The 8,966-nt window shown below is 67.5% G+C and carries 12 protein-coding genes; 1 reads left to right on the top strand and 11 read right to left on the bottom strand.

Features of this window, described 5'->3' with window-relative positions; all coding sequences use genetic code 11:
* From ACFDTH_RS15760 to ACFDTH_RS15725, 8 genes are all read right to left on the bottom strand, one after another.
* Window positions 1–899, bottom strand: an 899-nt coding sequence (locus ACFDTH_RS15760) for a lytic transglycosylase domain-containing protein (protein WP_375288512.1), incomplete at its 3' end; no start/stop codon positions are given.
* A 1-nt stretch (window position 900) separates the two neighbouring features.
* Window positions 901–1,236, bottom strand: coding sequence for a DUF736 domain-containing protein (locus ACFDTH_RS15755; RefSeq protein ID WP_375288509.1), 336 nt, complete (start codon window positions 1,234–1,236; stop codon window positions 901–903).
* A 23-nt stretch (window positions 1,237–1,259) separates the two neighbouring features.
* Window positions 1,260–1,829, bottom strand: a complete 570-nt coding sequence (locus ACFDTH_RS15750) for a S26 family signal peptidase (RefSeq protein ID WP_375288508.1) — start codon at window positions 1,827–1,829, stop codon at window positions 1,260–1,262.
* On the bottom strand, window positions 1,826–2,332 hold the full coding sequence (locus tag ACFDTH_RS15745; protein WP_375288507.1) for a DUF2840 domain-containing protein: 507 nt from the start codon (window positions 2,330–2,332) through the stop codon (window positions 1,826–1,828). Before ACFDTH_RS15745 ends, ACFDTH_RS15750 begins: the two co-directional genes overlap by 4 nt.
* Window positions 2,329–2,595, bottom strand: a complete 267-nt coding sequence (locus tag ACFDTH_RS15740) for an AlpA family transcriptional regulator (RefSeq protein ID WP_015459426.1) — start codon at window positions 2,593–2,595, stop codon at window positions 2,329–2,331. Before ACFDTH_RS15740 ends, ACFDTH_RS15745 begins: the two co-directional genes overlap by 4 nt.
* 129 nt (window positions 2,596–2,724) lie before the next feature.
* Window positions 2,725–3,348: a DUF2285 domain-containing protein gene (locus ACFDTH_RS15735; protein ID WP_375288506.1), complete on the bottom strand. Its 624-nt coding sequence runs from the start codon at window positions 3,346–3,348 to the stop codon at window positions 2,725–2,727.
* Entirely contained in the window at window positions 3,287–3,508 is a 222-nt protein-coding gene (locus ACFDTH_RS15730; protein WP_375288505.1) for a transcriptional regulator domain-containing protein, read from the bottom strand. The genes ACFDTH_RS15735 and ACFDTH_RS15730 overlap by 62 nt, the downstream gene beginning before the upstream one ends.
* Before the next feature lie 145 nt (window positions 3,509–3,653).
* Window positions 3,654–3,926: a DNA -binding domain-containing protein gene (locus ACFDTH_RS15725; RefSeq protein WP_375288504.1), complete on the bottom strand. Its 273-nt coding sequence runs from the start codon at window positions 3,924–3,926 to the stop codon at window positions 3,654–3,656.
* 169 nt (window positions 3,927–4,095) lie between these two features.
* On the opposite strand from ACFDTH_RS15725, the gene ACFDTH_RS15720 reads away from it, so the two are divergent.
* Entirely contained in the window at window positions 4,096–4,323 is a 228-nt protein-coding gene (locus ACFDTH_RS15720) for a helix-turn-helix domain-containing protein (protein WP_375288503.1), read from the top strand.
* A 159-nt stretch (window positions 4,324–4,482) separates the two neighbouring features.
* Here ACFDTH_RS15720 and ACFDTH_RS15715 read toward each other — a convergent pair whose 3' ends face one another.
* The 3 genes from ACFDTH_RS15715 to ACFDTH_RS15705 all read right to left on the bottom strand — a co-directional run bounded on the left by ACFDTH_RS15715 (window position 4,483) and on the right by ACFDTH_RS15705 (window position 8,587).
* Entirely contained in the window at window positions 4,483–5,325 is an 843-nt protein-coding gene (locus ACFDTH_RS15715) for a DUF932 domain-containing protein (protein WP_375288511.1), read from the bottom strand.
* A gap of 286 nt (window positions 5,326–5,611) precedes the next feature.
* Entirely contained in the window at window positions 5,612–5,911 is a 300-nt protein-coding gene (locus tag ACFDTH_RS15710) for a DUF736 domain-containing protein (RefSeq protein ID WP_375288502.1), read from the bottom strand.
* A 657-nt stretch (window positions 5,912–6,568) separates the two neighbouring features.
* Window positions 6,569–8,587: a ParB/RepB/Spo0J family partition protein gene (locus tag ACFDTH_RS15705; protein WP_375288510.1), complete on the bottom strand. Its 2,019-nt coding sequence runs from the start codon at window positions 8,585–8,587 to the stop codon at window positions 6,569–6,571.
* Window positions 8,588–8,966 lie beyond the last annotated feature (379 nt).

Genomic DNA, 8,966 nt, shown 5'->3' with positions numbered 1-8,966 from the left:
GGAACGAACAGCGTGTCGGCCGGAGCAGCGTCACGCGGCGGAACGACGGCCACTCTGTCGTCCGCAGTGCTGACGGACGGCGGATCGGCGGCCGTCGCTGAAGCCGCAATCCCGCTGTCGGATTGCGCGCCGGACATCGCATCGGCCGCACTCGCCACGCGCACGAACAGCGCGGCGCGACGCCAGGCGAAAGGATCGGGAAGCGGCGCGGGGGCAAGCGGAGCGTCGCCGATGCCGCCGGTGATCGACGCCAGGCGCGCAAGGTAAGCGCGTGTCTCGGCGGGCAGTGGACGGCCGCGCGAACGATAGTCGTCGTAGCGTCCCGGCCCAGCGTTGTAGGCCGCGAGCATCGCCGTCGCGTCGCCATAGCGATCGTGCATCTCGCGCAAATAGGCCGCGCCCGCCATGATGTTGTCGCGCACGTCATAGGGGTCGGCGCCGAGTCGATATCGTGCGCGCAGACTGGCCCAGGTCGCGGGCATGATCTGCATCAGGCCCATCGCGCCGGCCATCGAGAGCGCGCGGGAATCGCCGTTGCTCTCGACGTGCATGACCGCCCAAATCCACGCCTCGGGGATGCCGAACCGGCGCGCGGCGTCGGCGACATGACCGGCATAGGGATGGACAGCCGCCGCTCGGACGGCCGGCGCGTCCTGCGCCAGCGCCGTCCCGATCGGCGCGCCGCATATAAGCAGCGACACGGTGAGCGCAGACAACGCTCCGGCTCCACTCCGCCGCCAGCCTGCCAGCGTGCTCGCTACGCTCAAGGGTGCGCGCGGAGCGCCGGCCGATGGCCGCCCTTGATCTTCGCTGCGCGCGCTGGCCGGCCTGCGACCGAGCGGGACGAAGGGATGAGACGGCTTCCCCGCGAACCAAGGGATGATCGAGACGCGCACGATCTCAGTCCTCGTCGCGGCGCTTCTGCGGCCGGTTCCAGCGCAGCGTCCAGGCGCTGTCGTCGTCGCCCATGCGGAACAGCGCCGCGCGGATCGGCTGCGTGAACGTGGGATCGTCGAGGCGCAGCGAGACGTAATCGCCGGCGCGCTCGCCGGTCTCATTCCAGCCGGCGCCGACCTCGGGACCGTTCTCGGTCTTGCCGAGATGGACGCGCCAGTCGGGCGCATTGTCGCCGTCCTGCGGCTCGGCCGGGACGATGCGGAGCGCTACGTCGAGCTTGATCGTCTCGATGCGGCCTTGGAAGCCCTTGGGGGTACGGGTGAAGGTGCCGATCTGCATGGGATTGTCCTTTCGGTTGGCGGTTAGGGGCGAAATTCACGGTTCCAGCCGCGCCACGTCAGCGGCGCGTCGGGGGCATCGCGGGTCAGGATCGGGATCGCCCGGCCGACCACGGCGGAGGCGTCGAGCGGACCGAAGTAGCGGCCGTCCAGGCTGTCAGGATGATCCGGGTTGAGCAGCAGCAGCTCACCGGTCGCGAGCGTGCGGCAGCCCTGCCAGACAGGCAGCGGACGGCCGAGACGGTCGCGCGGCAGCGCGACGGCGACCCGCCGCGCATCGACACTGACGACGCCGCCTATCCGGCAGACACGCTGCCCGGCCTTGGCGACGACGTGCTTCAAGAGCGGCACGTTCTCCCCGAGATAGCCACGCTCGGTCATCCACCGAGCAAGCGGCGCGGGCGGCGTGACGGCGACCAGCGATCCGCGTGGCGGATCGCGGTCCGGCTCGATGCGATAAAGCCCGAGCGGCGCGCTGGCGCTGGCGTTCCACACGACGCGCGGCAGCGGGTCGGTGATGGCGATGGCGGCGAACGAGATGGCGAACACCGAGGCGGCGATCGTCGTCGCGCGGACGTAGGAGCGGCGCGTCATCCCTCGATCTCCCGGCGCTTGAGCCAGGCGCGATGGCGCTCCATCGTATAGGGACGCGGCGCTTGGCCGGCGGTGATGCGGTTGTGGACATGCCGCCAATGATCGGGCGCGGCGTCGCAGGGATCGACGCCGGCCGCTTCCGCCGCGTCGATCGCAGCGAGAACCTGACTGACCTTGGGCCAGCCCTCGATCTTGAGCAGGATGTCGCCGCCCGGCCGCACGAATGGCAGCGTCGTGAACGGCTCGCCCGCGCGGACCGCGCGCACGATGTCGATACGCGAGCTGACCGTGCCGTAATCGTTCGCCGCCCAGCGGACGAACGCGAAGATCGCTCCGGGCCGGAAGCGGACGATGCGGCGGCGGCGGTCAACGATCTCGTCCACCGCGACGCGGCCGAACCTGATCCAGTGCTCGATCCGCTTCTCGATCCACGTCAGCTCGACGCGGGTCATGCCGTCGTTGGACGGCTCGCGATGCCGCATGGGCGACGGCGGGACGGTCATCGCCGGCTCCGGGCGATGGCCGAATCCGCGCGCGGCATGAGGTCGTCCTGCCCCGGGTCGGAGGTCGAATGCTTGATGCCGATGTCGGCCCAGGCGCGCAGGTCATCGACCGAATAGACGACGCGGCCGCCGATCCGGCGGTAGGCCGGGCCGGTCCCGAAATACCGATGCTTCTCGAGGGTGCGGCCTGAAAGGCCGAGAAAGCGCGCGGCTTCCGGCGTGCGCAGGAAGCGAGGCGGCAGGTTGGTGGGCGTATCGGACAAGTGACGGCTCCTGCGGGCGGTGGCGGCAGGAGGCGTAATTGTCAGAACGGAGGCGCCCGGGTGGGGTATGAAGATGTGCAACTACGCGGACGCGACCACCCCTAAGAGGCTGTGCCGGAAGGAGCCGAGTCAGCGAATGCGGAGCAGTTTGCGGTAGTCGCCGTTCATCATCGCTATGCCGTCGCGGACCAGCCGCACCACGAACGAGCGTGAAGCCGACATTTTCCAGTCGCTCGCGGACAGCTTAGTCGCATCTTCGCGCCCCAGCTCGACAGCGATCTGCCGATAGGTCGCGCCCCCATTGCGCAGGTCGAGCGCGCGGAGCATCAGGTCGAGGCGTGCCAGCCGGTAGGTCGTAAGCGGCCAGCCGCGTGGCAGCGGCCCGGCCGCCCGGCCGAACAGGCGGCGGTGGAAGCGCAGCAGGCTCGCAATGCGCGTGATGAAATCCTTGTCGAGCGGGATGACGGCGGCGAGCGGCCGGCCAGGCTGCGGATCGCGCAGCCAAAGCCGATGCTCGCCGGCCGCGTCGGCGACGATGACGTGGCGTCCGTCGATGCCCGCTTCATCGGCGAGCAGCGCGCCGAGCGCGCGCGGATCGCCTGGTGCGGCAGTCTCGAATCCGTCTGGCGCGACCTCCAGGATGACCGTGACAGCGGTCAGCTCTGGGCGCCAGATTACCGGGTCTGAGAGATCATCCGGCGCCGTGGCGAAAGGATAACCCCCAGCGCCGCGCGAACGCCGCTTCGGCGGCATTCTTCGCGACGGCGCCGTTCGCGATGCGCTCTCGCATCTGCGCATGTTCGGCGCGATAGGTGCGGTTTCTCCGCAGGAACTCGGCGGCAATATCGGCGCGCCCGAGCGCGTCGGACAGTCCACCGGCGCGCCGCTGGCGACGCCCCGGTGGCGTCGGCATGGCATCCTCCCAACCGCACTAAAGGCGGATTTCGATGGGTTAGGATCACCAGCTCCCACAACGCACGATAGCGCCAAGGTTGCGCTCAACTATGCCGGCCACGCTGCGGTGGCAGCGACGGAATGACGTGGAAATCGATGAAAACTTAACGCCTTAGCGGCCGGTCGCAGCCGAGCAGATGGGCGTAACCCACCTCCGTCATCCAGCGCGCGCGGGCGAGGTGACTATCGTGCATCGTCTTCGCCCGCTGCGGTTCGGCAGCGGCGTCCACGCCGAGGATGGCGGCGGCAGTCTCGCGCCAGTCGGCCCCGTCATCATCTGCGTCGAGCAATCGCAGATAGGCAGTGAGATGGCTTTCATCATATGCCGTGAGCTGCGATGCTTCTGGCGCGCGATCCGCGAATTGGCCGGTGCTCATGGCGCCCCCGTCATGTGGCTCGTTAACCAGTTTAGCTCAAATCCCGGAACCGGATACGCGCAAGTCCTGCATCGTTGGCTGCACTTTCCGCAGGGACGAACGGCGCGGTCCAGTCGATACAACTTATATAGGATAAACCGGATGAGATGTATCATCCAGCTTCGCGTGCATGGACATGCGACGCCTCGTAGGATTGAACTTTGCCAGGCTGAGAAAGGATAAGGGCTTTACCCAGGAGCGCTTCGCCGAGATGTCGGGCTTTACCCAGCAATATGTCAGCGATCTGGAGCGCGGGCGACGCAATCCAACCGTTGTCACCTTGTTTCATTTAGCCTCTGCGCTTGGCGTTACGCCGGCCGATCTCGTCGCCGAATTCGATTCATCCGAGGCCAGTTAGTCATGCAGACCTGCCGCGCGAGCCGGGCGCCAGCCCGGCGAGCGCGTTTGCGGCGGCGCGGACCTTGGGACGCGCCGCCGCCGCCGATCCAGCGCAGCGGATCGGCGCGAAAACGGCGGAGCCGCAGGGCCGGAACTCCGACCCTGCGGCGGCGAACCCTCAGGCTGCCTTGAGGCGCTGCATTCCCTCGGCGAGCGTCCAGAGCGCGCGGTTGAGCGTCACATTCTGGTCGATGCCGTTGATCGCGCGAGTCTGCGCGCGGCGGATACGGCCCTCGGCGTTGCGCTTGCGGCCCTGCAATCCGCCCCGAATGACATTCTCCTGAATGACATTGAATGTGGTCCACAAGCTGCGGTCCACATCCTCGCGCCGGCGCGGCTCGATGATCTGCTCCGGCCGCAGCGGGCTTTCATCCTCCCCGTAGCGAGCGACAAGGCTAACCTCGCCGAGCAACCGCCGCTCGTCCTCGGAAAGCTGGATCGCTTTCATCGACTCGCTGGCGTCGATCAGTCGGGGGAAGTCCTCGGCAACGGTATAGACGCCCTCGATAATATCGTGCTGGATATTACCCTTGTGCGGCACGCGGACCTCCTCGAACCGCTCGCCTGCAATCATGCTGTTGGTGCAGACGAACCGCAGCATTCCGGCGAACATCTGATAGGCGCTGGTTCCATCATGGCTGTTGACGATGATGACTTCGGCGGCCTCGGCCTTGCCGATGCCCTCGTCCCGGCGCAGGCGCAGCATATGCTTGGCGTGGCCGTGGCGGCTTCCATCACGCGGCACCGACTGGACAGCGAAGAACGGGAACCATCCTTCACGGCGCAGTCCCTCCACGATGTCGATGGTGGGGACATAGACATACCGCTCGGAACGGCTGTCGTGCGCCTCACGAGCGAAGATGGACGGGACGTGCCGATAAAGCGCCTCGTTGTCGAGCGGCTCCCGACCGCTGATCTGATGGGCGTTCCGGCCGAACCGCGTGGCAAGTTGATGATACATAGCTGAACTCCTTGAGCTTGGGTTTCCGCGCAGCGGAGCGCCGCGCTGAAACCCTGCCCGTCGGCGAGACCGGGGGTGCAACCGGAGTGGGCGGCTTCGCGGGGAACCGGCTGCACGGAGCGCGAAGCGCGGAGGAAGCTGGGCGGAAGCCGCTCCGAAGGGCGCGGGGGCGGCGCCCCTAGCATCTCCCAACAAGAAGCCGGGCCGACTGGCCCGTCCGCTTTGGAAATCGGCAAACAAACGCATAAAGGCGCCCCGCTCCGAGGAGCGGGGCGCCTTGTCGGGATCAGCGGGACCAGATCAGCGCGTATTCGCCGGCGGTGTCGGTCTCGGACAGGGTGGCGTAGATCGGCGCCGGGAAGGTGGGATCGTCCAGCTTGACCGAGATGTAGTCGCGGTTCTCGCGGCTGGTCTTCTTCCATCCCGCGCCGCACTCGACCGAGCCGACCGCGAGGCGGTAGTCGGGAGCCTTTTCGCTCTCCTTCTCGATCGGCCGGAGGGTGGCCTTGGCGTTGAGGGTCAGGGTCTTGATGGTTCCGCTGAAGGAGCCGTTGCCCGCCTGGGTGAAGGTGCCGATGGTCGCCATATCGAAGTTCCTTTCGCTCTCGGGCCGCGACCGCCGCGGCCTCGATGGCGATCGGTGAAGCGGGGATGATCGGACGCGCACCGCCTGCGGCCGGAGCGCAGCGGAGGATGGCGACGCGCGGCTTTTTTGCTTCGCGATGCAAAGCCGAAGGCGGCGGAAAAAAGCCGCGCGGCGGCGTTGTGCCAGACCGAGCAAGGCGAAGCCGGCCCCGGTTAGATCAGGCCAATCGAGAGGCCATGCGGTCGCGCCGAAGCCGAGACTGGACGCTTGGCGTCCTCGCGATTCAGCAGGAAGGCAATGGCCACTGTGCATGACCGCGCGCTCAACAGCGGCTGCGATGGAGGCGATCATGGGAGAACGGGGGCGGCCGATGTTTCCCAGCTCGGTGTTGGTGTCACGCGGACGGCGGGATCTCAGACCACCGAGGGCCAACACCATCGTCGCCGCGCAGCCCCGTTTTCGATTCGGGCTTGCTCAATTGGCGAACTGCTCGCCAGGATGCTGCTGATCGGCCCCGCAGACGCCGACGCGGCGCCTCGCTTCATCGAGCGGCGAGCCTTCAAGAGGAAAGCGGCCGCGCCCCCACGGGCGCGGCCGCGATTTTTCGCCGGCCGAAATTAGGGCCGGGACCGCTTGCGCAGCCCCGGCGAAATGCCGCTATTCGGCGGCGACAGCGAATGACGCTTCCTCGTCCTGCGCTTCGGCGTCGGCAGCGTCGGCTATGGTTGGTTGCGCCGTCCGCAGCACGGCGGGAAGCCATCCGGTCCCGGCCAGAAGCTGCTCGGCGGCTTGCGCCATGTCCGGCTTCTTCATGTCCGCGATGCGGCGGGCAGCATCCTCGGACACGCCCTCGATCACAGCTTCCGCAATATGCGCCTTGGTGACGCGGCCAAGGTAGCTGTCCACCGTGGGCGTCCAGTCCTTCGCCACATCCAGCGCCAGCGCGCTCGCCAGCCGGTCGGCGGTTTGCAGCGAGCGGGGCTTGCGGTCCCACGGCAGACGCAAGGCGTTGACGGTGCGGGCCGCGCAATGCGCCAACAGCGCAATCCGCTTCTCGTCGTCCAGCGCAACGATGAAGCCCCACAGGTCCGCCACATCACGCGGCATCCGCTCGGCCCATGCCTCGTGCTGCTCGCTCGCGCGCGCCGCCAAGGGGGTGTCCTCGATCCCGTCCGCATGGCTCCCCAAGGGGGTCACAGTCGGACGGACCTCAAGGCAACCGGCCTCCGCATAGCTGTAGAACAGTTGTGCGGCCAGCGTGTGGGTCAGCGCGATCAGGGCGATACTGGGCTGCTCGGCCAGCGCCACCCGTAAGGCCAACGTCCGATGGGCGGACAGGTCGCGGGTGAGGCTGTCGGAAATCGGCTTGCCCGGTTCCTCGTCCTCTTCCTCGATTTCCTGCACGTCCTCATCGCCGTCGTCGACCTGCTCGTCCGCCACGGCCTCCGGGTCGATGCCTTCGGCTTCGTCCTCCGGCTGCGGATCGGCCAGCGCCTCGTCCTCGGCCCGAACAAAACCGCGCTCGATCCTGACCGTGCCGTCATGGTGTAGCACGACGAACGCGCCGCCATGCGCGATCACATTGGCGTCGTAGGCGTAGCGCTTAGCCGAAATGGCGTCGATCTCGTCGGACACCGCCTCCAGCTTCGCCGCCACGTCCTCGGGCATCTCGTCATAGGACGAATAGCCTTCGGCAAGCTCATCGTGCTCGGCGGACAGGGCCTCCAGCCGCGCCTCGTCCTCGTCGGACAGGGGAACGGACTGCGGATAGAAGCGCTGCATCCCGTGGGCGTGGGGATAGTCGATATGCGCCTCGGCCCATTTCCAGCCCTCGGCCTGAACCTGCTCGGCGACCTCCCGCAGCTTCTCGGCGGCGAGCATGTCGAGCAAGGCCGCATCCTCGAAGAACCCGCCCCGGTCCTCGCTGAACAGGTCGCGGATGATGGTGCCGCCCGCCTCGACATAGGCGTCGGCTCCGACGAACACCGCGCGGCGGTCGGTCGCGGGCACGTTGCTCGCGGTCATGTCGCGCCGGATGATCCACGGTTCGCGGTTGTGATGCAGGTTGGCGAACACCTGCTCCTGCCGGTCATGGTCCTCGGTGATGGCGAAGGCCATAAGCTGATCCAGCGTAAGCCCATCCTCCCGATAGACCTGCAACAGCTTCGGGCTGACCGCGCCCAAGCGAAGCCGCTGCTTCACTACGCCAGCCGACACGCCGAACCGAGCGCCGATCTCCTGCGCGCCCCATCCCTTGTCACGGGAAAGCTCGGCGAACCGCTCGAACTGGTCGGCGGGGTGCATCGGGGTCCGGGTCACGTTTTCGTCCAGCGACACCTCGGCGGGATCGTTGGCCGTATCCAGCCAGCAGCGCACCGGCTCGGATTTTCTGATCTGCTTGCGCTTGGCGCGCAGCAGCATCGCCAGCCTGCGGCCCTCGCCAGCGGTGACGAGGTAGTAGCCGGTCGGCGTCCCGTCCTCCTTGGTTTCCGGCTCTACGACAAGGTTCTGGATCAGCCCCTTGTGCTGGATCGAAGCGGCCAGCGCTTCGATAGCGGCTTCCCCGTGCGGCACCTTGCGCGCGTTCTTGGGGGATTTCTTGAGCTTGGCGAGCGGCAGGAAGATTTCCACGCCCGACACAGGTTCGGCGGCTGCGGTTTCAGTAACAGCGTTCATCACACTTCTCCTAAAAACCACACTCACCCCGGAATGGGGTGGGCGGCGAAGAAGCGGACCGGCAGGCCCGCCGGCGGAGCCGGGCAGCACCCGCAGGGCCGGAACGCAGAGGAGGTAAGCGCGCCCCGCGCGCGTTGCGGCCCGGCGCGGCGGGCCTAAAGGGAAGCGTCGCCCACCCCACAGACGGCGTGAGCAACGACCAGACGCGATCGGGCCGGCGCAGCCCTGGCCCGATCTCCGCAGCTTGGAAGAACTGCAATCCGCAGGGCGGATTGACCGACCGGCGCGCCAGCGCCGCCCCGCCATGCTGATCGTCACCCGGCAGGGAGTGCGCCGTTGTGGCGCGAAGAAGAAAGGAGTGTTCGAATGAACTGAGCTT

The sequence above is a fragment of the Sphingomonas sp. genome (assembly GCF_042096255.1).
Classification (GTDB): Bacteria; Pseudomonadota; Alphaproteobacteria; order Sphingomonadales; family Sphingomonadaceae; genus Sphingomonas.
The sequence above is the reverse complement of the archived record's forward strand: the minus strand, read 5'-3'. Positions and strand labels throughout refer to the sequence as shown.